This is a genomic window from Rhizobium sp. 01T444 (assembly GCF_056398305.1).
The window spans coordinates 1-522 of record NZ_JBFTPD010000406.1; the positions used below are offsets into that span (position 1 = coordinate 1).

At 69.3% G+C, this 522-nt stretch carries 1 protein-coding gene and 1 pseudogene; both read right to left on the bottom strand.

Annotated features, from left to right (window positions below; all coding sequences use genetic code 11):
* Positions 1–268, bottom strand: a pseudogene (locus AC1DTN_RS39175) (glycogen debranching protein GlgX); the annotation flags it as partial.
* Between the two features lie 13 nt (positions 269–281).
* Positions 282–522: alpha amylase C-terminal domain-containing protein (locus AC1DTN_RS39180; protein ID WP_477925640.1), on the bottom strand; the 241-nt coding region annotated here is incomplete at its 5' end.

The following is a 522-nucleotide window of genomic DNA, read 5'->3' on the forward strand; positions in this document are numbered from 1 at the left end:
TGGAAGGGTTGAAGCGATGTCCCTCCTGCGGGTTCCAAGGGCCGTGGACACGGTAGCCATAGACGAGACCCGCGCGGCCGGAGGGCAGGCGGCCATGCCAGACGCCATTGGTGCATTCCGGCAACTGGAGGCGCTGCTGTTCGTGTTCGCCCGTGGGGTCGAAGAGGCAGAGTTCCACGGCGCTCGCCCTGGGGGCCGCCAGGGCGAAGTTGATGCCGTCCGGGCCGGGGGCGGCGCCGAGGGGGTAGGGCTTGCCAGGGCTCAGCATGGGGTCGGGGTCTTCACGCCAACACCCACATCACGGTCGCCAGCGGGGGCACGGACATGACCAGCGACTGGGCCCTGTGATGCCATCCGACCGGCTCGCTTTCGAGCACGCCGTTTCCCGCGCCGCTTCCGCCGTAGATCGAGCCGTCCGTGTTGAGGATCTCCCGATAGGCGCCCGCCGCAGGCACTCCCACTCGATACCCCCGTCGGGGCACGGGCGTGAAGTTGCACACCGCCAGCACGAACCCGCCATCC